At 66.0% G+C, this 25,618-nt stretch carries 21 protein-coding genes and 1 pseudogene; 8 read left to right on the forward strand and 14 right to left on the reverse strand.

What is annotated here, in order from left to right; genetic code table 11:
• Positions 1-134 precede the first annotated feature (134 nt).
• The gene (locus tag QZZ33_RS08150; RefSeq protein ID WP_291379285.1) at positions 135-1,184 is read right to left on the reverse strand and encodes a cellulase family glycosylhydrolase; all 1,050 of its coding nucleotides are present in this window, start codon (positions 1,182-1,184) and stop codon (positions 135-137) included.
• A gap of 151 nt (positions 1,185-1,335) precedes the next feature.
• Here QZZ33_RS08150 and QZZ33_RS08155 point away from each other — a divergent pair, with 151 nt between their 5' ends.
• Positions 1,336-2,250: a phosphotransferase gene (locus QZZ33_RS08155; protein WP_291379287.1), complete on the forward strand. Its 915-nt coding sequence runs from the start codon at positions 1,336-1,338 to the stop codon at positions 2,248-2,250.
• Positions 2,251-2,319: 69 nt separating this feature from the next.
• Here QZZ33_RS08155 and QZZ33_RS08160 read toward each other — a convergent pair whose 3' ends face one another.
• Together QZZ33_RS08160 and QZZ33_RS08165 are read right to left on the reverse strand one after the other, a co-directional pair.
• Positions 2,320-2,931 carry a DUF3558 family protein gene (locus QZZ33_RS08160; RefSeq protein WP_291379289.1) on the reverse strand — a complete coding sequence of 204 codons (612 nt, stop codon included), beginning with the start codon at positions 2,929-2,931 and terminating at the stop codon, positions 2,320-2,322.
• A gap of 150 nt (positions 2,932-3,081) precedes the next feature.
• Entirely contained in the window at positions 3,082-3,723 is a 642-nt protein-coding gene (locus QZZ33_RS08165) for an NAD(P)H-binding protein (RefSeq protein WP_291379291.1), read from the reverse strand.
• Positions 3,724-3,850: 127 nt separating this feature from the next.
• On the opposite strand from QZZ33_RS08165, the gene QZZ33_RS08170 reads away from it, so the two are divergent.
• A complete protein-coding gene (locus QZZ33_RS08170) occupies positions 3,851-4,699 on the forward strand; it encodes an aldo/keto reductase (RefSeq protein WP_291379293.1) in 849 nt (282 codons plus the stop codon).
• Between the two features lie 131 nt (positions 4,700-4,830).
• Positions 4,831-6,129: an MFS transporter gene (locus QZZ33_RS08175; RefSeq protein ID WP_291379294.1), complete on the forward strand. Its 1,299-nt coding sequence runs from the start codon at positions 4,831-4,833 to the stop codon at positions 6,127-6,129.
• Positions 6,130-6,166: 37 nt separating this feature from the next.
• Here QZZ33_RS08175 and QZZ33_RS08180 read toward each other — a convergent pair whose 3' ends face one another.
• Positions 6,167-6,769, reverse strand: coding sequence for a TetR/AcrR family transcriptional regulator (locus QZZ33_RS08180; protein WP_291379296.1), 603 nt, complete (start codon positions 6,767-6,769; stop codon positions 6,167-6,169).
• Between the two features lie 113 nt (positions 6,770-6,882).
• Here QZZ33_RS08180 and QZZ33_RS08185 point away from each other — a divergent pair, with 113 nt between their 5' ends.
• Positions 6,883-9,264 carry a glycoside hydrolase family 3 C-terminal domain-containing protein gene (locus QZZ33_RS08185; protein WP_291379298.1) on the forward strand — a complete coding sequence of 794 codons (2,382 nt, stop codon included), beginning with the start codon at positions 6,883-6,885 and terminating at the stop codon, positions 9,262-9,264.
• A gap of 15 nt (positions 9,265-9,279) precedes the next feature.
• Here the strand turns inward: QZZ33_RS08185 and QZZ33_RS08190 are convergent, their stop codons facing one another.
• Positions 9,280-9,888, reverse strand: a complete 609-nt coding sequence (locus QZZ33_RS08190; RefSeq protein ID WP_291379299.1) for a TetR/AcrR family transcriptional regulator — start codon at positions 9,886-9,888, stop codon at positions 9,280-9,282.
• A 141-nt stretch (positions 9,889-10,029) separates the two neighbouring features.
• On the opposite strand from QZZ33_RS08190, the gene QZZ33_RS08195 reads away from it, so the two are divergent.
• From QZZ33_RS08195 to QZZ33_RS08205, 3 genes are all read left to right on the forward strand, one after another.
• The gene (locus QZZ33_RS08195) at positions 10,030-12,264 is read left to right on the forward strand and encodes an MMPL family transporter (RefSeq protein WP_291379301.1); all 2,235 of its coding nucleotides are present in this window, start codon (positions 10,030-10,032) and stop codon (positions 12,262-12,264) included.
• A 135-nt stretch (positions 12,265-12,399) separates the two neighbouring features.
• A complete protein-coding gene (locus QZZ33_RS08200; protein ID WP_291379303.1) occupies positions 12,400-13,587 on the forward strand; it encodes a low temperature requirement protein A in 1,188 nt (395 codons plus the stop codon).
• Positions 13,588-13,652: 65 nt separating this feature from the next.
• Positions 13,653-14,411: a Pr6Pr family membrane protein gene (locus tag QZZ33_RS08205; protein ID WP_366475867.1), complete on the forward strand. Its 759-nt coding sequence runs from the start codon at positions 13,653-13,655 to the stop codon at positions 14,409-14,411.
• A 23-nt stretch (positions 14,412-14,434) separates the two neighbouring features.
• Here QZZ33_RS08205 and QZZ33_RS12535 read toward each other — a convergent pair.
• The 3 genes and pseudogenes from QZZ33_RS12535 to QZZ33_RS08220 all read right to left on the reverse strand — a co-directional run.
• A pseudogene (locus QZZ33_RS12535) lies at positions 14,435-14,557 on the reverse strand (DUF1232 domain-containing protein); the annotation flags it as partial.
• Positions 14,558-14,612: 55 nt separating this feature from the next.
• A complete protein-coding gene (locus QZZ33_RS08215) occupies positions 14,613-16,007 on the reverse strand; it encodes a hypothetical protein (protein WP_291379307.1) in 1,395 nt (464 codons plus the stop codon).
• A 72-nt stretch (positions 16,008-16,079) separates the two neighbouring features.
• Entirely contained in the window at positions 16,080-16,568 is a 489-nt protein-coding gene (locus QZZ33_RS08220; RefSeq protein WP_291379308.1) for a carbonic anhydrase, read from the reverse strand.
• Between the two features lie 74 nt (positions 16,569-16,642).
• Here QZZ33_RS08220 and QZZ33_RS08225 point away from each other — a divergent pair, with 74 nt between their 5' ends.
• Positions 16,643-17,425, forward strand: coding sequence for an SDR family NAD(P)-dependent oxidoreductase (locus tag QZZ33_RS08225; RefSeq protein ID WP_291379309.1), 783 nt, complete (start codon positions 16,643-16,645; stop codon positions 17,423-17,425).
• 105 nt (positions 17,426-17,530) lie between these two features.
• On the opposite strand, the gene mmsB is transcribed toward QZZ33_RS08225, so the two are convergent.
• The 6 genes from mmsB to araB all read right to left on the reverse strand — a co-directional run bounded on the left by mmsB (position 17,531) and on the right by araB (position 25,582).
• Positions 17,531-18,709 (reverse strand): multiple monosaccharide ABC transporter permease, encoded by a 1,179-nt coding sequence (gene mmsB, locus QZZ33_RS08230; RefSeq protein WP_291379311.1) that lies wholly within the window; start codon positions 18,707-18,709, stop codon positions 17,531-17,533.
• The gene (mmsA, locus tag QZZ33_RS08235; protein WP_291379377.1) at positions 18,706-20,259 is read right to left on the reverse strand and encodes a multiple monosaccharide ABC transporter ATP-binding protein; all 1,554 of its coding nucleotides are present in this window, start codon (positions 20,257-20,259) and stop codon (positions 18,706-18,708) included. Before mmsA ends, mmsB begins: the two co-directional genes overlap by 4 nt.
• Positions 20,260-20,384: 125 nt before the next feature.
• A complete protein-coding gene (gene chvE / locus QZZ33_RS08240) occupies positions 20,385-21,545 on the reverse strand; it encodes a multiple monosaccharide ABC transporter substrate-binding protein (protein WP_291379313.1) in 1,161 nt (386 codons plus the stop codon).
• 154 nt (positions 21,546-21,699) lie between these two features.
• The gene (gene araA, locus QZZ33_RS08245) at positions 21,700-23,217 is read right to left on the reverse strand and encodes an L-arabinose isomerase (protein WP_291379314.1); all 1,518 of its coding nucleotides are present in this window, start codon (positions 23,215-23,217) and stop codon (positions 21,700-21,702) included.
• Entirely contained in the window at positions 23,214-23,927 is a 714-nt protein-coding gene (locus tag QZZ33_RS08250; protein ID WP_291379316.1) for an L-ribulose-5-phosphate 4-epimerase, read from the reverse strand. The genes araA and QZZ33_RS08250 overlap by 4 nt, the downstream gene beginning before the upstream one ends.
• A complete protein-coding gene (araB, locus tag QZZ33_RS08255) occupies positions 23,924-25,582 on the reverse strand; it encodes a ribulokinase (RefSeq protein ID WP_291379318.1) in 1,659 nt (552 codons plus the stop codon). Before araB ends, QZZ33_RS08250 begins: the two co-directional genes overlap by 4 nt.
• Positions 25,583-25,618: the final 36 nt, after the last annotated feature.

The following is a 25,618-nucleotide window of genomic DNA, read 5'->3' on the forward strand; positions in this document are numbered from 1 at the left end:
ACCGTCAACGGTGGTCAAGAGCGAATGCGCCTGTTCTTGAGGTTAACTCCGGAATCCGAAAAACCACACAAAACGTGACTAATCGTACACACCAGGGCAACGGAGGGCGCGCCTCCCTCAGTGCCGCCTGCGCGTCAGGCGTCGCCGATGACGATCGCCAGGTACTCGGGGTCCACGACCTCGCCGTACGCGTCCACGAGCCCAAAGTCCATCGCCTTGTATGTCCAGATGGCGCTCCCGAAGCCGTGCTCACGGAGCAGCGAGTAGAAGTCGGCAAGCCAGCGTCGGCGGCTGCCGGGCTCCACCCAGCTGGCCACCCCGAACTCGCCGCAATACAACTCCCGCCCCGTCCGCGCCGCGAACTCGACGGCGGGCGCCACCACGTCGGCCAGGTAGTCGCGATCCATGCGCCTGTCAACGGGTTGATCGCCAAACTGGTTGTGCTGGGGGTGTTCCGCGAGCCAGTCGGCGAGCCCCTCGAGGTAACCGGGGTACGCGGGGGACTGACCCCACTCACGAGGCCCTGCAGCCCAGGGCGCGTTCTGGTGCGTGAAGTACAGCGGCTCGTACGTATGGAACGTGTAGACGATGCCGGGATCGTCGATCTCGACCAGCCCGGCCAGGCCGCTCACCGCGTTGTTGTCCGTACCGCCGATCATGATGACGGCGTCAGGCGACACCTCGCGGATCGCCTGGACAGTTCGCGCCGCCAGCGGGTTCCACAAGCGATTGTCCGGCAACGTCACCTCATTGAGCAGTTCGAGGATGAGCGGTGCAGGGGCGTCCCGGTAGCGGAGGGCGATCATCTGCCACAGCGCCACAAAGCGGTCCTGAACGGCGGCGTCCTCGAACAGCGTGTTGCCCGAAGCGTCGCCCTCCTCCAGGTCGTTACGGAACGTGAAGCCCGGCGCCTCGTGAACGTCGAGCACCACGCCCAGGCCCGCTTCTGCACACCACTCGAGGCACGCGTCGACGTACGCGAAGCCCTCCTCGTTCGGAACACCTGGGGTCGCGTCCGACTCAAACACGGGGTAGTCGACGGGCAGCCGCACGTGGTCGAGCCCCCACGATGCGATGCGTCCGATGTCCGCGCGCGTGATGAAGGTGCTGAAGTGCTCGTGGTCATAGGCGACGTACTGCGACAGCCAGCCCCCCAGATTGACGCCCTTGTCGAAGTTCTCCATTGCCAACCTTTCGGCGGTGGGGTTCACCGCGATCCTACGCGCGAGCTCGCGTACCAGGGGGGACTCGCGGCGCGCGTGCCAACCACTGCCCGCTGCCTCGCACGAATGCTAGCGTCGCCCCCGTGGAAGCGACCACGAGCGGCGACGCCCTATGAGCAACGACATCACGCCTCCCCCTGCGCACCCCTCCATCAACCTCGACACGGTGGCGGCCTTGGTGGCAGAGCAACTGCCCCAGCAGGCGCACTTGCCGATAGGCGAGCGCTTTGAAGGGTGGGACTGCGCGATGTTCCGCCTGGGCGACGGACTCGCCGTGCGCTTGCCGCGCACGGAGGGCGCCGTGCGGTTTCTCCAGGCAGAGATGCACTGGGTGCCGCAGCTCTCCGGCGGCTGGGACTTCCCCGCCCCCGAGTTTGTCGCGCACGGCCTGCCCGCACACGGGTACCCCTGGCCATGGGCGGTGGTGACGTGGGTTCCCGGTGACACGGCCGACGCTCTGCCCCTGAACGCCGACGCCGGGGCCAGCGTGGGTCGCGCCCTCGCCCAAGTGCACACCCCAGCGCCTGACGATGCTCCCTTCAACATCGAGCAGTCCATTCCCATGAGCGACCGCGACCTCAAGGTCCGCGAGCGCGTGGCCCGCCTCGCGGCAGCGCCCGGCCCTGCCGGCGAGAGCATCGACGCCGACGCGGCCGAGGCAATCTGGGCCGACGCCCTGGCCGCGGGCGAGCACGCCGAGTGGGTCTGGTCCCACGCGGACCTGCATGGAGCGAACGTGCTGAGCCATGGCGGCGACTTTGGGGGCATCGTCGATTGGGGCTCAATGGCCATGTGCGACCCGGCCGTTGACCTTGGCTTCACCTACACCCTGATGCCGCGCGAGGGAGTCGACGCCGCCTTCGGCGAGTACGGTCGACTCACCGGCAGGGTTGACGCCGACTTCCTGGCACGGGCGCGCGGCATCGCGCTCAGCAAGTGCGTCGGCGTCGCCTTGTCGCCGCGACCCATCACCGCCGCGATGGGGTGGCGAGGTCTCGTGGCGCTCGGCTTGGCCACCGCCGCGTAGCTCAAGCCTCCCGGACGACTCGAGCTGCTCGACGACTTGGGGCCAGCGGCCACCAATGGGTCTGCGGGACTACCAGTTGCTGACAACCTCTTCGGCCAACTTGACCGGTACCCCCGGGTCATTGCCGTCAGCGTCAAACGACATGTACAGGACCTGCACGTAGTCGCTGCCAAGGTCCATCGCGATCACCGTGCCGCCCATGTAGGTGAAGGCATGATCGACCCCGGCGACAGAGACATCGGCGACGTCATCGAACATGCTCTCGGTGACCTCGCGGTTGATCTGAAAACTCGAGTCGATGTTGTCGAAGACCATGACTGACACCATCGCCAGGCCGCCCGTTGAGGTCAGATCCCATGTACAAGTCCCCATGCCGTCGTCTGTGACGACGGCCTCAGAAAAGTCGAGTCCCGAAATGGACGTGATCGTGTCGGTGTCGAGCAATTGGCACGCGTCGGTTGTCGATGCGTCGGCCGAGTCATCCCCCTCGCTGGAGCCATCACCCTCGGCAGCGTCACTGGCGGGAGCTTCGGCTGCTGGCGTCGCGGTCGCGTCAGCGGCTGACAACGTCTCCGGATCACTGGAGTTGCCCGCTGAGTCGTCGCCACCACAGGCCGCAAGCGCGAGCGCAAACGCCAACGCGGTGAGAATCGTGACTGGAGACTTGACGGATGTGCGCATGATCTTCCCCCTCTTTCCGGATTTCCGGTCGACCGAGGCTATCGCCGAGTCGCGTTGGATTACCAGGGACCTTAAGCCCGACTTGAGCCCAAGGACCCAGGAAGCCCGCGGAGGGAACTGGTGCGGGGCGCGTCGCTCGGAGCGGCGCGGTTAGCCGACCACGGAGACGTGCTCCCGGTGGTGCTCACCGTTATCGATCAGGTCGAGAATCGCCGTCGCAAAGTCGGGCGCGGAGATGAACGATTTGCCGTCCTCATCGAACATCGCGACCTCGCCACCCAGCCGATATCGGCCGGTCGCCTCGCCCGGCGCGAAGGCGCCGAACGTGGCCGCGGGGCTCACGAAGGTCCAATCGAGGGCGGCATCGGCAGCAAGCAACGACTCGTACACCGCGTGGCCAGCCTGGGCCTCTGCGCGATACTCCTCGGGGATGTCGCCCTCAATGAAGCGGGGCGCGCCAGGTGCGGGGCGAAGGGAAGAGAACCCTCCCACCACAATCAACCGTGCCCCTGCCTCTATCGCCGACTCGGCCAGCACTGAAGCCAACTCGACGTGCTTGTCCGCCATGTCCCCCCGCGGCGACGTGGCACTGATCACGGCGTCGGCGCCCTCGAAGGCCCGTGCGCGCACGTCACCCGACAGGGCGGATCCCTGCAGGTACATGACGCCATCGACGGGCACCATTGGCACCGACCGTGCCACGGCGGTGACCCGGTGCACGCGCGCGGCGGCCTCGGCAACAATCGCGGCGCCCGCATATCCGGTGCCGCCGATCACGGTGATGCTTGCCATGTGAACCTCCAGGTTGGCGGGCCGCAGGTGTGCAACCCCACGTGGACGCCAACGTCACGCCGAGCCGCACGATTCCGGGGCCGCCACCCGGCACGTGTCATCGCCCGGATCGTCGTAGCCTGAAGGCATGAGCATCCCCACGCACCTCCTCAACGACGGCACCACCATCCCCTCCATCGGCTTCGGCACCTACCCCCTGCTGGGCAAGGAGGGCTACGAGGCCGTCAGGTCCGCGCTCGACAACGGCTACCGACTCATCGACACCGCCGTCAACTACGAGAACGAGGGCCTCGTAGGACGCGCCATCCGCGACTTCTTGCGCGAGTCGGGAACTCCGCGCGAGGACATCACGGTGCAGACCAAACTCCCCGGCCGACACCACGACACAGAGCGCGCAGTCTCTTCCGGCTACGAGTCACTCCAACGCCTTGGCCTCGACCAGATCGACGTGCTGCTCATCCACTGGCCTAACCCCATCACCGGCAAGTATGTGGACGCGTGGCGAGGTCTCGTCACGCTCCGCGAGCAGGGCATCGCGCGCAGCATCGGCGTGAGCAACTTCACCGACGAGCACCTCGAGAACATCATCGCGGACACGGACGTCACGCCCGTGGTCAACCAAATCGAGCTGCACCCCCTCTTCACACAGGAGTCGATGCGTGCCGCGCACACGGAGCGTGGCATCGCGACCGAGTCGTGGAGCCCGCTGGGCAAGAGGTCCGCCCCGTTTGAGGAGGGCGCAGTCGCCGACGCTGCCGAGGCTCACGACGTCACGCCCGCCCAAGTGGTGTTGCGGTGGCAGGTCCAACTGGGCAACATCCCGTTGCCCAAGTCGGCGAACACGGCACGTCAGGTGGCCAACCTCGACGTCTTCGGCTTCGAACTCAGCGACGACGAGGTGGCGGCCATCAGCGCGCTCCACCGGGACGACGGTCGGCTCTTCGGGGGCGACCCGAACACACACGAGGAAATGTAGGTCCACCCTGACCCGGGCCCGGCTGGGTCGCTAGTCCGGCCGCCCCGCCGAGCGGTGCCCTACCCTGTGGGCACGGCTCCGACGCCTCCCGCGTAGCGGCGCGAGCCGCCGCCGACCACCAAGGAGCCGCCATGGCCGCACGCGTCTCGCGCCGCGCGTGGTGGGTGTTTGCCGCAGCCGGTGCGGCGTACTTCATGGCGATCATGCACCGCACCGCCCTGGGCGTGGCCGGCGTGGACGCTCTGGACCGTTTCGCGATCGGCGCCACGGCCTTGTCCGCGCTGTCCATCGCGCAGATCGCGACGTATGCGATTCTGCAGGTGCCCTCCGGGCGGCTGCTCGACAAGTTCGGACCGCGCGCCGTCATGGTGGCCGGCTCGCTGCTCATGGCAGTGGGTCAGGTGCTGATGGCCACCACCGAGAGTTTCACGTGGGCGATCGTTGCCCGAGTGCTTATCGGGGCGGGAGACGCCCCCATCTTCATTTCCGCCTCGCGGTTGGTGGCGCACTGGTTCCCGCCGCGCCGGGCCCCTCAGATGGTGCAACTGACCGCCCAGATCGGCCAGGCAGGCCAGCTCGCGACCGCCATCCCGGTGGCGTGGCTCCTGCACTCCCAAGGCTGGTCGCCGACCTTCCTGGTGCTGGCGGGCATGGGCGTGGTCGCGGCTGTCGTCGTGTGTGCGGTGCGCATCCCGGGCGCGGCCGACGCCGACGCGCCTCCCGTACTCGCCCTCGCCGGTTCGCGGACCACGGTGTCTCGGGCCGGGGTTCGGCTGGGGTTCTGGACTCACTTCACCGCACTGTTTTCCGCCAACACGGTCGCGCTGTTGTGGGGAGTCCCCTTCTTCATCACCGCGCAGGGACGGTCGGTGGCGGAAGCGAGCGTCCTGCTGACGGTGCTGACGCTGTCCAAGTTTGTGGTGAGCCCCTTGGTGGGCACGGCGACGGCCCGCCACCCCTTGAGGCGGTCGTGGATGGTGCTCATGTTCGCTTGCGTCACGGCGGTGGCGTGGACCCTGCTGCTCCTGCCCAGCACGCCTAGGCCCATGTGGCAGCTCGTGCTCTTTGTGATGGCGATCGCCGCTGGCGGGCCGGTCTCGTTGGTCGGCCTCGACTTCGCACGCACGTTCGCCGATCACAACCGACTGGGTGCCGCCAACGGACTGGTCAATACCGGAGGCTTCGTGTCCACCATCGTCGCGCTCGGCTTGGTCGGAGCGGTGCTGCAACTGGCCGCACCCGGCGGCGACTACGACCTCGACGCGTATCGCCTCGCCTTCGCTGCGCTCGCGCTTCCGTGGGCGGTGGGCGTGATCGGCATCATCCGCAGTCGCGCGAGGGCGCGCGCCGACTGGGCCGCAGACGGTGTGCGGGTGCCGCCTCTACGGGAGGTACTCGAGCGTCGGCGATTGCGGCGCCAGGGGGACTAGCGCGGCGCGGTTGCCCAACCAGCGAGGCCCCAGCTCGCTACGCGCGCGCCCGCTCGGCGGCCAACGCCTCGCAGCTAGCCACGTGCTCGGTGATGACCCAGTTCACGATGTCCTGCAGCGACATCTTGAGGTCGATGTAGTCAGGGTGGCGAAGCCAAGCGCTCTGTACCCCTTCGAGCGCGGCGATCAGCGTCCTGGCGAGCCTGTCGGCATCGTCGTACTGGTCGCCCAAGTGACTCACCAGGAAGGCGACGACGGCCTCGTCCCTTTCCTTGCAGGCGTCGTGCGCTGGGTGGCTGGGATCCATGGCCTCAATCGACATGACGGTGCGAAGCCTGGCCGCGTGAGGGTCCTCCATCATGGATTGGTAGACGCCCGCCGCGATGTCTTCCGCAGTGAGGGTGTCGTCCGGCCCCGTGGGGATGAACCTGTCGCCATCGAGGGCATCCCTTCGCCGCAACACCGCGATCAAGAGCGTCGGCATGTCCCTGTAGTAGTACGTGACCGCCGGCGCCGTGAGTCCACAACGCTCCGCGACGGCCTTCATCGTCAGCCCGCGGTATCCCTTTTCCGCCAGTAACTCCATGGCGGTGTCCACAATGCGCTCGCGACGCACCTCAGGTGGGAGTCGTTGTGCCAAGAACACCTCCCGGGCTTGTCTGGTTCCTACAATAGTCGCTCTCCTCTATCTTTCCGCAGTAAAGTAACGGCCAGGGGGCAACCAATCTCGCCGTTGTCGTTGGGAGGGCGCGAGTGTCGTTTCACGGATACTTGGCGCTCGCCTCGACCGTCGTCTCCTCTCTCGACGGCGACACCAAGATCGCTTTGCTCACCGGCAAAGACTTCTGGACGACGATGCCCCTGCCGGACCACGACGTACCCTCGTTCGTCATGGCCGATGGGCCGCATGGACTCCGCCACCAAGGCCGCGGCTCGGACCATGTCGGCCTCGGCGAGTCGCTTCCCGCGACGTGCTTCCCCACCGCGTCGGCGCTGGGCGCCACGTGGGATCGGGAGCTCGTGGAGCGGGTGGGAGCCGCGATCGGGGCAGAGGCCGCGTGCCAAGGGGTGGACGTGGTGCTCGGGCCAGGACTCAACATCAAGCGCCACCCCGCCTGCGGCCGCAACTTCGAGTACTTCTCGGAGGACCCTCTCGTCTCAGGGGTACTCGCGGCGGCCATGGTCCGTGGCATCCAGTCCGAAGGCGTGGGGGCGTGCCTCAAGCATTACGTGGCGAACAACCAGGAATCCGACCGGTTCCGGCTCGACACGATCGTGGACGAGCGCACACTGCGGGAGATCTACCTCAGCAGCTTCGAGACCGCGCTGAGGCTGTCCGACCCGTGGATGGTCATGTCTTCGTACAACAAGCTCAACGGCACTCACGTGGGCGAGTCCGAGGAGATGATCCACGACATCTTGCGCAGCGAGTTCGGGTTCTTAGGAGTCGTGGTCTCCGACTGGCTGGCAGTGTCCGACAGGGTCGAGGGCGTTCGTGCGGGCCTCGACCTCGAGATGCCGTCAAGCGGGAGCACCTGGCATCGCGAGATCTCCAAGGCCCTCACGAGCGGCGTGTTGCCGCACCGCACGCTCGACCTCGCGTGCACCCGCGTGGTGGCGCTCGCGCTCCGAGCCGCCGATGCGCGGGCCGGGCGGGCGACCGCGGTGGACCTAGACGCGCACCACAGCCTGGCTCGCGAGGCCGCGTGCGCTGGCGCCGTGCTACTCACGAACGACGGGGTCCTGCCGCTCGACGCAACGGCGCCAGGCAAGGTGGCCGTCATCGGCGCCTTCGCCAAGCACCCGCGCTTTCAGGGTGCTGGCTCTTCGCAGGTCAACCCCACCCGCGTGACCACCCTGCTCGAAGCGCTTCACCGCAAGGGGCTCGATGTCGACTACGCGGCCGGATACGACCCGCACACTGGCGACACCACGGAGCAACTCCTGGCGGAGGCGACGCGCGCGGCCGCCGAAGCCGACGTCGTCGTCCTTCACGTGGGCCTGCCCCCGACCGCGGAGAGCGAAGGCGTTGACAGGGCCCACTTGCGGCTCCCTGACGGGCACTCGAAGCTCATCGCCCAGGTGATCGCGGCGAATCCCCGTACCGTCGTGGCGCTCACAGCAGGCGCTCCCGTCGAGACCCCCTGGGCGGACGATGCGGCCGCAGTGCTACTGACATACCTCGGCGGCCAGGCCTCCGGCGAAGCGCTCGCGGACATGCTGTTCGGCGACGCGGAACCCGCTGGACGCCTTGCGGAATCCTTCCCTGAGGTTGTCTTCGACCTTCCCGCCGATGCCCATTTTGCGGACCACGCCACTCAAGTCGAGTATCGCGAGGGTCTGTACGTTGGCTACCGATTCCATGACACGTTCGCCCTGCCAGCCCGCTTCCCTTTTGGGCACGGGCTCGGTTATGCCTCGTTCGACTTTGGCGCGCCGCACGTGTCCCCTGCGGGCCGCGGCCACTCCGTCTCGGTCGAGGTCACCAACACGTCGGGGCGTGCAGGCAGCACCGTGGTGCAGGTGTATGTGCGCGACGTGAAGTCCACGCTGTACCGCCCGGACCAAGAACTCAAGGGCTTTGCCAGGGTTCACCTCGAGGCGCGTCAGACGCGCACCGTCACGATCGACCTCGATGAGCGGGCCCTTGCGGCGTACGACGCCCGCGCAGGTGCGTGGGTGGTCGAGGAGGGAGAGTTCGAGATCCGGGTGGGCGCCTCGTCTGCAGACATCCGCGAGTGCGCCACCCTCACCGTGCAGAGCACGGCGACGGTCTCCCCAGGTGCGGCGTTTTCCGGGTCCATCGCGAGCCGTGCCGAGTTCGAAGACATGCTCGGACACCTCATCCCGACTCCGGCAGCGACGCTGCCCTATACCCGCGAGACGCTCATCAGCGACTTGCACCAGACCGCGCTCGGCAGGCTGCTGCGCAGGATCCTCCTGAGGCTCATCTCGGCCAAGATGGGCACGAGCGCGGACGGCGCCAACGCCGTCACCGAGACTGCGTTTGCCGAGAGCACTCCGCTCCGGGCCGTGGCGATGGCGTCTGGCGGGCGCGTCTCGCTGCGGGTGGTGGATGCCGTGGTGCGTCTGCTCAATTTCGGGTCGCGCCGAACCCGAGCGCTGGGCCGCTAGCCGTTTGCCTCAGCGCTAGCGCGGCTGTGCTTCGAGCACGTCGGAGACAAAGCCTGCAATCGCATCCACGTCTGCATCGGCGAATCGCGTGCACTGCGGGTAGGCGACGTGCCAGTTGTTGATGGCCTCGTAGCCCGCACCGACCGCCGCAATGGCGCGCATCAGGTGCTCCGGGCGAATCGCGTCACGGTCGCTCGTGCCGGTGAGGCCCATGGCAAGCCGTATTGCCAACTCGTGGGTGATGCCGCTCGTCGCCTTCGAATCGTGCACCAGCGGAGCGAGGGTGGGATCCTTCATGACGGCCACCACGTCGTTGTCGCAAGACGACATGGCCGAGATCACGTCACGAACGAAGCGCTGACGCTCCCCCGGTGTGGTGAGGTCGCGCTGTTCCGCCATCACCTCTTCGATGGCGGTGAATGCCTGCGCGACAATGTGCCGAAGCAGTACTTCCTTTGACTCGAAGTGGTAGTACAACGCTGCCTTGGTGACGCCCAGTTCTTCGGCGATGTCGCGAACCGATGTCCCTGCAAAACCGCGCGTGGCGAAGAGGTGTGCGGCCACATCGATGATGCGCTGGCGCGTGTCAGTGCGCGGTGTCTTGCGGTCAGCTTCGACGCTCATCGTCCCATTCTCTCACTGCCCGTCAGGGACCGGGCCAGGCTCACCCCCGAGGCTTCTCACTTGACGACCGTTTAGTCAGTGTGCCACGATCGCCTTGCAACCATCTTACCGGTCGTTCAGTCATTCCGAAAGGGTCTGACCATGAAATCCCTCGCCCACCTCGCCACCGCCAGGCCCCTGATCGTGCTCCTCGGTTGGATCGCGGCCGTTGTCGGCCTCACCGCCGCATCGGCCGCCGCTGGCCCCGACTTCCGGGACACCTTCTCCCTGCCAGGCACCGACTCCCAGGCCACCTACGACTTGCTCGACGAGCGCTTCCCGCAACAGTCAGGGGACGCCGACACCGTCGTCTTCAGCGCCGATTCCGGCGCGCTCACCAGTTGGCAGTCCACGATCGAGGACGCGCTACGCGAGTTCGCCGCGGTGCCTTCGGTGGCGCTCGTGACCAGCCCCTTCTCGCCGGAGGGCGCATCACAGCTCAGCGCAGACCGCTCCGTCGGCTACGCGACCATCGCCTACGACGAGGCGGCCTACAACCTGCCGCTCGAGGACATCGAGGCGGTGGGCGAGATCGCGAACAGCCTCAATGGCGTCGACGGGCTCACGGTCGGCCACGGCGGCGACCCGGCGTCACGGCTCCAGGAGCCAGAGGTCGGGGTCGGCGAACTCATCGGACTGCTGATTGCCGCCGTCATTCTGGTGATCGCCTTCGGCTCTGGGCGCGCCGCCACCGTTCCGCTCATTTCCGCGATCGCGGCGGTTGGCGCGACCGTCGGCACACTCGGGCTGCTCAGCAACCTCGGCCCGCTCACGCCTAGCGCGTCCATCCTGGCCGTCCTGCTGGGCCTCGGCATCGGCATCGACTACGCGCTCTTCATCGTCAATCGCCACCGGATCGCCTTGAAGTCTGGTCGCGGAACTCGGGACAGCGTCGTCGGCGCGATGACTACGTCGGGCCGCGCCGTGGTGTTCGCAGGGATCACGGTCTTCATCGCGCTTGCGGGGATGCTCGTTCCAAGGATCGAGTTCCTGACGGGCCTCGCCATCACTGCCGCGATCACGGTGGGCTTCTCTGTCGCTGCGTCGGCCACTCTCGTACCCGCGCTCCTCACCCTGTACGGCACCCGCATCCTTGGCCGGGCCGACCGCGCCGCCCTGGCAGAGCACGGACGTGTGCCGGAGCCCGCTGCCACGCAAGGTCGGTTCGCGACGCTCGTTGAGCGTCGGCCGCTTGCCGCCTCTCTCGCCGCTGTGGCCGTCCTGGCGACGCTGGCGATCCCCGCCCTCGACATCCGGCTGGGCAACTCCGACGCGGGCAACGCCCCCTCCGGTACACCGTCGCGTGTCGCCTACGACCTCATGACAGACGGCTTTGGCGCGGGCACCAACGGCGCCGTGGTGGTGGCGGTCGACCTGGGTGAGTCGGGCACCTTCACGGCCGACGCCCTTGCCGACCCCGCGCAGCTGCCGTTCGAGCTGGCGGAGCTTGCGCGGAGCCTCACGGACGACGCAGGGGTGGCCACCGTCATCGGTCCCGTCCCGAACGGCGCGGGAGACGCCGCGCTGTTCCAGGTGGTACCCGACTCTCGCCCCCAGTCTCAAGACACCAACGACCTTGTGGAGCGCATCCGCTCGGACTACGCACCTGCCGCCTCCGGCTACGACGTTCACGTGGGCGGGGCGACGGCCTCCAACATCGATTTCACCGACAAGATCGCCGACTCGATCCCGCTGTTCTTCGCGCTCGTTGTCGGCCTGTCCATGCTGGTGCTGCTGGTCGCGTTCCGGTCCCTGGTGCTCCCCCTGGTGGGCGCAGGGCTCAACCTGTTGAGCGCTGGCGCCGCGTTCGGCCTCTCCGTCGCCGTGTTCCAGTGGGGCTGGGGCCACCAACTGTTTGGTGTGGGCGACGGCGGGCCAGTCGAGCCGTTCATCCCGCTGATTCTGTTCGCGCTGCTGTTCGGCCTGTCGATGGACTACCAGGTGTTCCTGGTGAGCCGCGTGGCGGAGCTGTGGCACTCCAGCCGAGACAACGCCTACGCGGTGCGCCGGGGACTCGCCGAGGTGTCGCGCGTCATCGTGGCGGCCGCCTCGATCATGGTGGTGGTGTTCGGCTCCTTTGTGACGTCCGATGCCCGCTTCATGAAATTGCTCGGACTCGGACTCGCCGTCGCGATCTTCCTGGACGCGTTCGTGATCAGGGTGGTGCTCATGCCCGCGATCATGCGCGTGCTTGGCGCACGCTCGTGGTGGATCCCGCAATGGCTCGACCGCGTGCTGCCGCACATCGACATCGACGGCAACGACGTTGACCCAACCCATCGCGCCGAGAGCGCCGACGAGGTGCCGAGAGAGCCCGAACTCGCTCCGGTGCGTTAGCGCGGGACGCGCCTACGCGGGAGCGCGGCGCACCCTACGGGGAGACGAGAGGCGCGGCTTGCGGGAATCCCCGGGGCCGCGCCTCTCGTTTACCCCTTGGCGGACTCCTCAGCCGCCGCGCCGGAAGGAGCCGCTGTGCGCGCATTGCGCAAGATGGTCAGCACCCACGCCACCCCTGCGGACCACAAGGTCACCACGGCCGAGCTGTTCTTTGACCTGGTCTACGTCTTTGCGTTCACCCAGGTCACCGCCTGGATCGCGCACGAGGCATCCCCACTCGGCGCGGCACAAGGGCTGACGCTGCTGACGGTGTTGTGGTGGACCTGGGTGCCCTTTGTCCGCCTGGGCAATAGCGTGCGGGCCGATCGCGGCCTCCCGCTCTTGGGTTTCGTCGTGACCATGGGCGCAGTATTTGTCGCCGGGTTTGCAATCAACGGACTGTGGGACGCCGACGGCGGCTCCCTACGACCGCTGACCTTCGCGGCGATGTACCTGGTCATTCGCGCGGTCCACGCGAGTATCTCCGCCTATGTGTCACGAGACGATGAGCGGGCATTGCGACGGATCGCGTGGCTCGCGGCCGCGTGGCTGCCCTCCTCGGCAATGTTGTTTGTGGGCGCGTTCATGCCGCCGGAGACGCGACTGTGGTGGTGGATCGGCACCATCGCCGCCGACCTCGCCGCGTCCTACGTGCTCGACGCAGTGGGGCGTAGCCCCGCATTGCGCTCAGGAGGCCACGTGGCCGAGCGCTACAACCTGATGCTGATCGTTGCGCTCGGCGAGTCTGTGGTCGCCGTCGGTGCGGCCGCCAACCAGGTCGAGTTGGGCGGAACGCTCCTCGCCTTCGCGTTGGCGGGTATCGCCCTTGCCGTCGGCCTGTGGGGCCCGTACTTCAGGGCAGTGGGGCCAGCGCTCGAGCAGGCCCTCGCCTCCGCGAAGGAGCGCCTCAAGCCTGCCGTCGTCCGCGACCTGTTCACCTACCTTCACCTGCCGCTGGTCGCGGGAATCATCGTGGCGTCTGCTGGCGTAGAGGACGCCATCAAGGCGCTGGAGTCCGACGAGCCCAGCGGCGTGGCAGGAACCCTCATCGCCGTCGGCACCGCTGCCTACCTCGCCACCCTCGCCTTGGTGATGCGCCTGGCCGGCGGGCGGTGGTGGGTACTCGCGGCGGCCGCCCTGTTCGTCGGCACCGCCGTGTGGTGGGCGTCGTCCCTTGCCGTGCTTGCGTTGCTCGCTGTGGTCGCCGTCGTGCTTGGCGCCGCGACCGTGTTCACACCTGGCCGCTCGGACGACGGCGTGTCCGTTGTGGAGGTTGAAGAGTAGGGCCCTTGGCAGACGGAGTAGAGGGTGCGGAAATCCTGCCCGGTTCCCCTAGAGTTGATCTCGCCATGAGCAGCCAACCTGCCTCCCTCTCCCGCGCCGCGGCCGCGCTGCGTGTCGCGATGTCCCTCCTCATCGTCGGCGCGTTGATCGCCACGCTCACGGACCGCTCCGGCCTGGTGCCGTCCAACTACGTGGACCTGCTCAGCTACTACACCCTGCAGACCAATGTGGCTGCGCTCGTGGTGTGGACGGCCGTGACGCTGGCCGCGCGCGGGCTCACGCATCCACCACGGTGGCTGGAGATCGGGCGCGCGTTTGTTGCCGCCAACCTGGTGCTGATCGCGGGCGTCTACTGGATCCAGGTGGCTCCGCTGGGGCTTGAGCACGGCCCGCAACTTGTGGCCGTTATGATCGTCTCGCACATCATCACTCCTGTGTACGTGGTCCTCGAGCACCTGCTCGTGGGCACCCGCTCGCCGGTTCCCGCAAGACTGCTGCCCTGGTTAGTGGCCTACCCCGCGCTGTGGTCTTGCGTCGCGGTGGCGCGCGTATGGTCGGGGGGCTGGGTGCCGTACGAGTACCTGGAACCGGCTCGCGGCTTCAGCGCCGTCGCCTTGACCGTAGCGGTGCAGGGTGTGGCGCTCACCGGGCTCACGTGGGCCGCCATGCGGGCACGCCGGTGGCGACGAATTGCGGACCCTGCCTACTCGGAGGACACCTCGCCCACGTCGATCGACTCCTTGCGCAACGACGCCTCCCAGCGGCCCTTCTCCCTAGCGGCCAGCACGGACATCACACCCCAGAGCCCCAGGTCGTCGATGTAGCCGATGAACGGCAGAAACAGTTCGGGAACCACGTCTATGGGTGAGATCACGTAGACAAGGGTTCCGATCGCGGCAAACCACGAGAGCGGCGACAGCTTCCAGTTGCCCTTCAGGATCGCCTTGAAGAACTTCATCCACATGCGCATCGGGAGATCCTCTCATTCAATTCAGAATAGGAGAAGCGTATGTCCGCAGTGCGGGCTACGCCGAGTCCGCAACATCCTCCGCAGGAAGTTCCGCCTCGGCCATGGCGACTGGATCAAGCCAGAGGCCATCAACGACGTCCTGCAGCCTCTGCTCTCCCGTTCCGGCTTCCACGTAGTACTCGCCTTGGTGTCTCCACCCAAGCACGTCGAAGATGTCGACCACAATGAGGTCGAAGCGTCCGTCCGGCTCTGCGGGTCGCAGTTCGACCGTGGCGTATCGCGCGCCTCGCATTGAGAGACGGCCTCCTTTGGCACCGTCGGCCCAGAAGTACTCGTCTGGGAGTTCCGCATCGAGGATGGCCTGTTCGACGCCGCTCACGTAGGGGTCGTCCTCAGCAGGATCGACGCGGGTCACCAGGTAGGAAGCGTCATCTGGGGTTTCGCCCGAGCCCCGGTAGTACGCCGGCACTGCATGGGGCAAGTCCGCATCATCGATGCGGATGCCGCGTTCCGCCGCCTCCTCCATATCGGATTCGGTGGACCATCCTTCGAACACGGGGAACCGCACGCCGTGGCCATCCCTGATCACCGCGCCCTCCCATGGAGAGGTCCGCTCCACGACCGGCAAGCCCTTCCACCCGCCCTCGACGTATATGCCCACGCGCGCATGGCCGTTGAAATTGAGGCCCGAGATGCCCGGACGACCGTCCATGCGGTAGCCGATGCTGATGGTGTAGCGCGTGGAGACTCTCTCCCATGCTTGCTCGCCTGTGGACCTCGCAACCGGGCGAGCGTAGGTGGCACGGAAGGTGTAACTCGGACCAGGGAACGCCCCCGTCTCGTAGTCGACCCGAGTAAGGGACAACTCGCGGATGCGTGCGCGAGGCTCGTCCTCGCTATAGGGGGCGGGCTGATATCCCGCCGTCTGACGCCATTCGAGTCGATCATCGTCGACCAACACAAAGTCGCCCCGGTCGGCTCCCGCCGCGAAGTAGTCACGGAACGGTTCCACCTGGAGAAGATGGCCGTCCGCAAGATCCCAGAATGCCTCCTGTGCCGCAGGGGAATCGTCAAAGACCAGCGGCGAGTCGATGACCACCGAGACGAGGAAGTCGAGGGCGGCGCGTGCATGGACCTTGAGCGCATCCTCTCGGAGCGACTCACGGGCCGACGTGGAAACGATCGCATCTTCTAGATCGATGACCAACCAGGGGTCGCTCGCCGACATGTGTGCGTAGGTCCCGTATTGATCGCTCCCCGTGCCAGAGACGCCGACGCCGTAGTAGGCGCCGAGGTCCAGCGGCTCCGTGGGTTGAAGCAGCGGTGTGTGCTCCCGTGGAGGGGCATTGCGGGCCTGAGAAGGAGCGGGCTCGTCGACGTCCGCGCCCGAACATGCCGCAGCACACGCCACCACCGTGATCAAGGCCGTCACTCGCATCAAAGATGTCATGACCAGCACTCAAGCAGGAAAGGACCGGCCCTCGTCGAGTGCGAGCCGATTTCTGTGGATAACCTCGAGGAGCTACACGACCTCGCGCAAGTGGCCGGAGTGCACGTCGAACACAAAGCCTCGTACCTGGCTCGTGTCCACCAGGAAGGGGCACCGCTGCAGGCGGGCCATCGACTGACGCAGGTCCGCGTCAAGGTCCTTGAAAGACTCGGGGCTCCAGGTGGGCTTGAGCCCCGTCTCGTCGAGCAACTCGTTGCGCAGCTCGTCGTCCGTGAAGGTGAGCGCGCCGCAGTCGGTGTGGTGAATGAGGATGATCTCGCGCGTGCCCAGCTTGCGCTGCGAGATGGTGAGCGACCGGATCACATCGTCTGTGACCACGCCGCCAGCGTTCCTGATCACGTGGGCGTCGCCGATGTCCAGGCCCAGCATCGCGAACGTGTCGAGCCTGGAGTCCATGCACGCCACCACGGCAAGCTGTCGCTGCGGAGCGAGAGGACGGTCGGGGATGTACTCGGCGGCGTACGCCGTGTTGTGCTCAAGGAGCTCGTCGGTGATACCCATGGGCCATACGGTAACCCGTGGGTGTCGGAATATGGTGGTGCCGGGCACACGTTGCCACACTCAAGGAGGCCACCATGGCACGCATCTTCATCACCGGCTCCACCCGCGGCATCGGAGCGGAGACCGCCAGGCAACTGATCGACCTTGGTCACGAGGTGGTGGTCCACGCCCGCAACACCGACCGCGAGCAGGAAGCTCTGTCTCGATTCCCTGACGCCCACGGCATCGTGGTCGGCGAGCTGGATAGCCTTGCCTCCACCACCGCCCTGGCGACCCAGGCGAGCGCGCTCGGCCCGTACGACGTGATCATCCACAACGCGGGCGTCGGCGGGGGCGTCCCCGCGAGGGCCCTAACGGACGACAGATTCGAACGCATCTTCCACACCAACGTGATCGCTCCCTACATGCTGACGGCGCTCATGGAGCTGCCGCACCGCATCGTCTACCTCACCTCGGGACTCGAAGCCAACGGCACGTGGATCCCTACGGACCTGCAGTGGAACGACCGCACGTGGGACGGCATGCAGGCATACGCGGACTCCAAACTGCACGACCTGATGCTGGCCCTAGAGGTCGCGACGCGCTACCCCGACGTGATTTCGAACGCCGTCGACCCTGGCTGGATCAAGACGGACATGGGTGGTCCCCAAGCCCCGGACCCCGTGGGACTGGGCGCGGAGACCCAGGTGTGGCTCGCGACGTCGGGCGCCGCGGAGGCCACCGCGTCCGGCCGCTACGTCAAGCGCCGTGAAGAACTTGCGCCCAACCCCATCGCGCTCGACTCGCCATCCCGCACCGCGCTGATCGACGAACTCGAGCGGCTGTCCGGTGTGACCCTTCCCTCGCGCGAGCAGTAGCCCAGACGTGACGATGCCCCACCGAACCGCACGCTAGAAACGGTCCTGCGGGGCATCGCCCCCTGGCTCACCACGGGAGAGGTGTGCCAGGTCGGAGGGGTCCTGCTATTTGGTACCTGCGCGACGCTTGTTGTACACGTCGAATGCCACGGCGAGCAGCAGCACCAGGCCCTTGACCATCTGCTGCTCGGGAAGTCCGAGGCCCATCAGCGACATGCCGTTGGACAGCACGGCCATGATGAGACCACCAACCATGGCTCCCGTCACTCGCCCCACACCACCGGTCACGGCGGCGCCACCAATGAACGATGCCGCAATCGCGTCGAGCTCGAAGAGGTTACCTGCGCCGGGTTGCGCCGAGTTGGTGCGGGCCGAGTACAGCACGCCCGCGACACCGGCCAGGAAGCCCATGTTGAGCAGGATGCCGAAGTTGACCCACTTGACCTTGACGCCTGACAGCGTCGCCGCGGTGAGGTTGCCGCCGATCGCGTAGACGTGGCGGCCAAATACGGTGCGCGTCGTGATGATGGTGTACGCCATGATCAGCACGCCCAGGATGATGAGCACGTAGGGCAGGCCACGGTCTTGCGCGAGTTGCCAGGCGAACGCCATCACCACGACGCCTACGACCACGATCTTGAGAATGAACAGGATGATCGACTCGACGCTCTGGTTGTACGCGATACGCGCCTGACGACTGCGCCAGGTGCCCACGGCGTAACCCACGACTGCGAAGGCAAAGATCAGCACCGTGAAGAGGTCGTACCCGTCGCCGCCAAGCCATCCGTTCGCGAAGCCGTTGCCGATTTCTTGATACTGCTTGGGGAACGGCGAAAGTGAGATGGATCCGAGCACGTACCAGGTGGCACCGCGGAACAGCAGCATGCCTGCCAGCGTCGTGATGAACGCGGGGATTCCGACGAAGGCCACCCAGAACCCTTGCCACGCTCCTGCCGCGATGCCCACGCCGATGGCGGCGAGCACTCCCACCCACCACGGCATGCCTTCCTTGATCACCAGGATGCCGGAGACGGCGCCAGCGAATGCGGCGACGGAGCCTACCGACAGGTCGATGTGCCCGCCGATGATGACGATCACCATGCCGATGGCGAGCACCAGGATGTACGAGTACTGGAGCACGATGTTCGTCAGGTTGCCAGGGCTCAGCAGCGTGCCGTCTGTCAACTGCGTGAACAGCAGCACGATCGCGACGAAGGCGATGAAGATGCCGCTCTGGCGCAGGTTGCGCAGGATGAGGTCTCTGTAGTGGTGCGTGCCGGTCATGACTGCGCCTGTTCCATTTCCTCGGCGCCTCCATTGGCGGCCGAACGTTCTTGGGTCATCAATTTCATCAAGCCCTCTTGAGTTGCGTCGGCGACATCGACGACGCCGGTGATCCTGCCGAAGGCGAGCGCGTAGATCCGGTCGCACGTGCCCAGCAGTTCTGGCAGTTCCGAAGAGATCACGAGGACGGCCTTGCCCTCCGCCGCGAGCCGATTGACGATCGTGAAAATCTCGTACTTGGCGCCCACGTCGATGCCCCGAGTGGGCTCGTCGAGGATGACCACGTCAGCGTCGGTGTAGATCCACTTGGACAACACGACCTTCTGCTGGTTTCCTCCGGACAGGTTGTTGACCGTCTGCATGACCGTAGGGGTCTTGATGTTCATCGACTGGCGATATTCCTCGGCGACCTTGAGCTCTTCATTCCCGTTGACCCAGCCGTTGCGGGTCAGCTTGAAGAGTGCGGCAGCCGAGATGTTGCGGCGCACGTTGTCGATGAGGTTGAGGCCATACTTCTTGCGGTCCTCCGTGACGTAGGCGATGCCCGCGCTGATCGCGTCGGACACGGTGCGCAGGTGCAACTCCTTGCCGTCTTTGAGGATGGTGCCGGAGTGAGCCCGCCCATAGGAACGGCCAAAGAGGCTCATCGCAAGTTCGGTGCGACCGGCGCCCATGAGGCCAGCCAGTCCGACCACTTCTCCTGCGCGTATGAAGAACGAGGCATCCTCGATGATGACGCGGTCCTGCTGAGTCGGGTGGTACACGGTCCAGTCCTTGACGCGGAACACCTCTTCTCCGATGTGAGGCTCGTGCGCCGGGTAGCGGTGTTCAAGGTCCCGACCCACCATGCCGCGAATCATGCGGTCTTGGTCAACGTCGGCCTCAGACATATCCAACTGTTCGATGGTCTTGCCGTCGCGAATAACCGTGGTGGTGTCGGCGACGGACTCGATCTCGTTGAGCTTGTGCGAAATCATGATCGACGTGATGCCGCGCTTCTTGAGGGAGCGCAGCAGGTCGAGAAGGTGAGCGGAGTCGACGTCGTTGAGCGCTGCGGTGGGCTCGTCAAGGATGAGGAGCTTCACCTCCTTCGAGAGCGCCTTGGCGATCTCGATGAGCTGCTGCTTGCCGACGCCGAGCTGACTGACGGGAGTCAAGGGGTTCTCGTGCAAGCCCACCTGGTTCATGAGGTCGGTGGCCTCATGATTCGCACGGTTCCAGTTGATGAGCCCTGTGCGTCCGCGGCGTTCGTTGCCGAGGAAGATGTTCTCGGCCACCGTGAGGTGGGGAACAAGGGCAAGCTCTTGGTGAATGATGACGATGCCGGCGCGCTCTGACTCGTTGATCGAGTGGAAGCGCGCCACTTCGCCTTCGAAGACGATGTCTCCGTCGTACGTGCCGTAGGGGTAGACGCCCGACAGCACCTTCATGAGCGTGGACTTCCCTGCACCGTTCTCCCCGCAGATGGCGTGAATCTCGCCTTCCTCGACGGTCAGGGTCACGTCTTCCAGCGCCTTGACGCCGGGAAACTCCTTGGTGATGCCTTGCATCTGAAGGATGGTGGACACGCGCCTACCTCCGTTGGTGGCTTCGTGGGGGGGGTGGGGGCCGACTCCCACGTGGTGCCGGGCGGGTTGCGCCCGGCACCACGATGGGTTCGGCAGGGAGTGACTACTTACTCGGCGACGCCGGAAGCGACCTCTTCGGCCGACCAGTATCCGGAGTCAACCAGCAGCGACTGGATGTTGTCTGCGTAGACAATGTCCGACTCGAGCAGGTACGAGGGAACGATCTTGACGCCGTTCTCGTAGGTCTCGGTGTCGTTCGCCGTGGGCTCTCCACCGGTGAGGAACTCCTCGGTGGCGGTGACTGCCTGAGCAGCCAGCTTGCGCGTGTCCTTGAAGATGGTCGCGAACTGCACGTCATCTGCAATGAGCTTCACGGAGGCGATCTCAGCGTCCTGGCCGGTGACAACGGGGAAGCCGTCGGCAACGGTGGCAGGGTAGCCAGCGTTCTGCAGCGCGGTGATGATGCCGCGCGACAGGCCGTCGTAGGGCGACAGCACGCCGTCGACCTGGAGGTCGCCGGAGTAGTTGGCCGTCAACAGGTCCTCCATGCGACGCTGGGCAGTTTCCTGCTGCCAGCGAAGAATGGCCGCCTGCTCGATGTCGAGCTGACCGGACGGGACCACGAGGGTTCCGTCGTCGAGGTAGGGCTGAAGGACATCCATCGCGCCGTTGAAGAAGAAGAACGCGTTGTTGTCATCGAGCGAACCCGCGAACAACTCGACGTTGAACGGGCCGGTGGCGTCGCCCTCGGAACCGTCCTGGTTGAGGATGCCCAGGCCGACGAGCAGCGAAGTAGCCTGCTGGACGCCCACCTGGAAGTTGTCGAACGTCACGTAGAAGTCAACGTTGGCGCTCTCGCGGATCAGGCGGTCATACGCGATGACCTTGATTCCCTTGTCAGCGGCGTTCTGCAACTGAGCGGACAGCGCGGTGCCATCGATGGCGGCGATGATCAGCACGTCTGCGCCGTTCGTGATCATCTGGTCGATCTGCTGGGTCTGGGTCGGGATGTCGTCGTTGGCGAACTGCAGGTCAACCTCGTAGCCGAGTTCCTGAAGTCCGCTCTCAACGGCAGCGCCGTCCGCGATCCAGCGCTCGGACGTCTGCGTGGGCATTGCCACGCCAATCCGGACGTCTTCTGCAACGGGGGCCGACGTGTCGTCGGTGGCGTCACTTGTTGTGGTACCGGCACCTTCACCGGAGCAAGCTGCAAGTCCTAGAGCTAGGACTGTTGCAGCCGCGGCACCCATAAGCCGCTTGGCGTTCATATCTCCTCCTCGAGATAGCCCGCCCCTGTCAGGAGCGGTCGTACAGTCAGTATGTTCACGTTAACATTTCGATGTCAAACCACAATTGGTCACGATCCGGTTACAACACGAACCGGTTCGAACTTCGACGCGGTTTCGACACCAAAACGTGATCTCAGCGGCGTCCGGGCGAGCCGAAGTACGCCGCGTTGAAGCGCATCGACCGCTCGATGCCCGAAACCGTGGCTGCGTCGTCGATCACCACGAGCTCGACCCCCATGATGCGGGCGAAGTCCTCGATGACCTGTAGCGAGAGCTGATTCGACATGGCGGTGTGGTGAGCGGCTCCCGCCATCATCCACGCCGTCGCGGCGGTCTTGAAGTCGGGCTTGCTGCGCCACACGGCGCGGCCCACCGGGAGGTTCGGCATGGGCTGAGGAAGGTCGACGTTCTCGACGTCCGCGACCACCAGCCGGAAGCGATCCCTCATGTCGGACAGCGCCACCACTACCGCTGGCCCCGCGTCGGCCGTGAACACCAAGCGGACGGGGTCCTCCTTGCCGCCAATTCCAAGGGGATGCACCTCAAGGCGCGCCTTCGCAGAACTCAGAGCAGGGCTCACCTCGAGCATGTGGGCGCCGAGCGTCAGTTCCTTGCCCTCGACCAAGTGATAGGTGTAGTCCTCCATGAGGCTCGCACCACCCGGACGGCCAGCGCCCATCACGTTCGCGATGCGCACCAGCATGGCCGTCTTCCAGTCGCCCTCTGCCCCAAAGCCGTAGCCGTCCGCCATCAGGCGCTGAACGGCCAGGCCCGGCAGTTGCTTGAGCTCGCCCAGGTCCTCGAAGGTGTCGGTGAAGGCAGTGAATCCGCCCTCTTCAAGGAAGGCACGCAGGCCGACCTCGATGGCGGCGCCGTCACGAAGCGACTGGTGGCGCGGCGCCCCAGGGAGCAACTCGTCCGCCACGTCGTATAGGTCGATGTACTCGGCAATCAACGCGTCTACCTGGGCATCGGTCGCGGCGTTCACGCGCTCCACCAGTTCGTTGACGCCCCACGTGTTGATCTGGGCCCCAAATACGGCCTCTGCCTCTGTCTTGTCGCCCTCAGTGACAGCCACAAACCGCATGTTGTCGCCAAAGCGGGCCACCTTCATCGACCGCGCGGCCTGAGCACCGGCCGCTGCACGCGTCCAGTCGCCGACCCTCTCTTGCACCGACGCGTGCGAGGCATGGCCCACCACGGTCGTGCGCGGCACGCCAAGGCGCGACTCGATGTAGGCGTACTCCCTATCACCGTGCGCGGCCTGGTTGAGGTTCATGAAGTCCATGTCAATGGTGTCCCATGGCAACTCCACGTTCGCCTGCGTGTGCAGGTGCAGAAGCGGCTTGGTGAGCGCCTGCAGGCCAGAGATCCACATCTTGGCTGGGCTGAAGGTATGCATCCAGGTGATGACGCCGATGACGTTCGGCGCGGCGTTGGCCTCGAGCATCGTCGCGTGAATCTGCTCCCGGGAGATCTGCACCGGCTTCCACGCCACCTTGACGGGAACGGCATCAGAGTTCTGCAGGTGTGCGGCGACACCCTGAGACTGCTCGGCCACCTGCGCCAAGACCTCGTCGCCGTACAGCGTCTGGCTGCCGGTCAGGAACCACACCTCGTATTCGGCGAGATTGGGAACGATGCTGGTCATGAGAGGCCTCCCTGCGGCTTCTGTCCGTAGACGTTTTGGTAGCGATCAAAGAGCGCGTCGATCTTGTCTTGAGGGATCGGCACCAGGTCGCCCCCCTGTTTTGCAATGTGGATGGTGCGCGCCACGTCCTCACACATGACGGCCGCCTTCACGGCGTCCTTGGCGTCCTTGCCAATGGTGAAAGGCCCGTGGTTGGCCATGAGGACGGCCCGCGAGCGGTGTCCTGACAGGGTCTCCACGATGCCCCGGCCGATCGAGTCGTCGCCGATGATGGCGAAGGGTCCGACGGGGATCTCCCCGCCGAATTCATCCGCCATGCCGGTGATCACGCACGGGATCGGCTCGTGGCGAGCGGCCCACGCCGTGGCGTAGGTGGAGTGCGTATGCACCACCCCGCCCACGTGGGCCATGTGACGGTAGACGTAGGCGTGAGCGGCGGTGTCCGACGAGGGCGAGCGGTCGGAGCCAGCGGTGCCGGGAATGACGTTCCCCTCAAGGTCGCACACCACCATGTTGTCGGGCGCCAGATCCTCGTAGCCGACCCCAGAGGGCTTGATCACGAACAGGTCGTGCCCAGGAACGCGTCCAGAGACGTTTCCGCCAGTCCAGATCACCAGGTCGTAGCGCGGCAGCTCGGCGTGCAGATCGCTCACCTGCTGGCGAAGTCCGGCGACGGCCTCTTCAATGGCGCCGACGTCGTAGTCCGTCACGAGTGCGCCTCCTTTCGCATGGCCTTGAGCCGCTTCATGACGTCGTTCGCGCCGCGGCCAAAGTAGTCGTGAATGAGCTGGTATTCGGCGAAGAGGCGGTCATAAGCGTCGGCCGCTTCTTGGTTCGGCTGGTACTTGCCCCGCTCCACGCGACCCATGGCTTCCCCAGCGTCGGCGACTGACGCGTAGGCGCCTGCCGCTGCCGCCGCGTGAATGGCGCTGCCCAAGGCCGGGCCTTGGTCGGAGACGATCGTGGACAGCGGCAAGCGGAGCACGTCCGCATACAGCTGCATGAGGTGAGGGTTCTTGAGCAGCCCTCCGGCCACCACAAACTCGGTGACGGAAACGCCAGCCGCGTTGAAGGTCTCCACGATCACGCGCGTGCCAAAGGCCGTGGCCTCGAGGAGCGCCCGATAGCCCTGCTCGGCCTTGGTCGCGAGCGTCTGGCCCACGATCACGCCAGACAGATTGGTGTCCACCAGCACGGAGCGGTTGCCGTTGTGCCAGTCAAGCGCGACCAGACCGTGAGCGCCCACAGGCTCCTCGAAGGCGAGGTCGGTCAGGTGCTGGTGCACGGACTTGCCAGCGGCTTCTGCCTCGTCGAAGTAGCGGCCAGGCACCTGGTTCTTGACATACCAGGCAAAGATGTCACCGACGCCCGACTGTCCGGCTTCGTAGCCGTACTTTCCAGCGGCAATGCCGCCGTCGACGACGCCGCACATTCCCGGGACGTCGACAAGGCTGTCGCCGTTCATGACGTGGCACGTCGACGTGCCCATGATGGCGAGCATTTGCCCAGGCTCCATCGCCTTGGCGGCGGGGGCCGTCACGTGGGCGTCGACGTTACCTACTGCGACGGCGATCCCTTCAGGCAGACCGGTCCACTTCGCCGCTTCAGCGGTCAGGCCGCCGGCGCGCTCGCCCAACTGGCCGATGCGGTGTGCCAGCTTGGAGGCCGCGAAGCCCTTGAACGCTGGGTTGAGGGCGGCCTCGAAGTCCTCGGAGGGGTAATCGCCGTCTTGAAGGATGCCCTTGTAACCGGCCGTGCAGGCATTGCGAACGTACTCGCCGCACAACTGCCATACGATCCAGTCTGCGGCCTCGAGCCAGTGGTCCATCCGCTCGTACATCTCGGGGTCTTCTTCGAGGATCTGGAGCGCCTTGGCGTACTCCCACTCGGAAGAGATGAAGCCTCCATAGCGAGGCAACCAGTCCTCACCACGTTCGCGCGCGAGGGCATTGATGCGGTCGGCCTGAGCCTGGCCTGCATGGTGCTTCCAGAGCTTCACGTAGGCGTGCGGGCGCGACTCGAGACCCGGAACCTCGCACATGGGCGTGCCATCGGCAAGCGCCGGCATCGGCGTCGACGCAGTGAAGTCGGTCGCGATACCGATGACGTCGGCCGGGTCAATGCCCGCTGCCTTGATCGCCGCAGGAACGGCCTTCTGCAGTACCTCGCGATAGTCATGAGGCACTTGCAGCGCCCACTCGGGAGGGAGCTTTTCTCCCGTGGCCGTGAGCTCGGCGTCCATCACGGCGTGAGGGTACTCGTGCACCGCGGTGCCGACCTCCTCGCCATCGCTCACGCGAACCACCAGAGCGCGCCCAGAGAGGGTGCCATAGTCCACGCCCACTACGTACTTGTCGTCTTCCACTGAGGCCTCCTTGCCCTGAAAACGGTGGTGCTCGTG

It is taken from the genome of Demequina sp., assembly GCF_016278775.1.
In the GTDB taxonomy this organism is placed as follows: Bacteria; Actinomycetota; Actinomycetes; order Actinomycetales; family Demequinaceae; genus Demequina.